The sequence below is a fragment of the Paraburkholderia atlantica genome, assembly GCF_009362785.1.
Lineage (GTDB): Bacteria > Pseudomonadota > Gammaproteobacteria > Burkholderiales > Burkholderiaceae > Paraburkholderia > Paraburkholderia atlantica.
Genome location: NZ_WHNQ01000213.1, coordinates 1 through 795 on the forward strand (window position 1 = coordinate 1; position 795 = coordinate 795).

The 795-nt window shown below is 54.8% G+C and carries 1 protein-coding gene and 1 pseudogene; both read right to left on the minus strand.

From position 1 onward, the window contains the following. The coding region (locus tag GCT19_RS42330) for a hypothetical protein (RefSeq protein WP_227749515.1) at positions 1-422 on the minus strand (422 nt) is incomplete at its 3' end. A gap of 245 nt (positions 423-667) precedes the next feature. Next, positions 668-795 (minus strand): annotated as a pseudogene (locus GCT19_RS42335) (IS5/IS1182 family transposase); the annotation flags it as partial.

A 795-nucleotide genomic window follows, 5' to 3' on the forward strand; every position in this document is an offset into this window, starting at 1 on the left:
GCCTTTCTCGTAAGGCTGATGATGTTTGGCCTGGCACCTTTTCTTTTCATCCCTAGCCCAATTCGGAACAGCTCCGGCACTTCAAAGCTGCCCTCGTCGGCGTACGCCACACCATACTTCTCCAAAATATCTAGTTCGTTCGGTTCAATTCCTTGTGCGGCCGCTTCGGCCCGGTCGAATGGCGTGGTCAAATCGGAGATAGCACGCAGCTTCGAGAAAATCGGAGTCAATTCGCGAACCTCTTTTGGATACTCGTCGACCTTAAGGCCACTGGTGTATTCGACCGCCTTTCGCATTGCGTTCGGCGTCAGCAACCGATCGTCGAGACCGGTACCGACGGAACCAGCCGCGGCTTGCTTGATAAAACGAACGAGGTCACGCGCCGTTAAGCGCCCCGTTAGGTCTGTGAGAACGGCAATCACCCACTCCGTCGACCGCGCTTCCTTCGATGTGTCTGCGCCGAGCTTCAGGCCCCAAATCTGTCTAAGATCAGCTTCCCGTTCACTATCTGATCTAGGGAAGGTCTGCACAACTCGTTTTCAGAGAGTTGGCCGTTTGCCACTTGCGTCGTATCCGCCATGAGAGTCTGCTGGCAGGTTGGTCGTCTGGCTTTTGAAGCGTGACGACCACTGTTTGCCGAGATTCGCGGCCTGAATCTGCGAGCGTTTCAAGCCTTCCACAAAGCCTTGCGTGCCATCCACAGGTTGCCCAGAGCAAATAGTGTCGTGATCTGGGCGGTGTTCTTCATCAACCCTCGGTACCGGGTCTTTGTATAGCCAAACTGCTGTTTGAGCA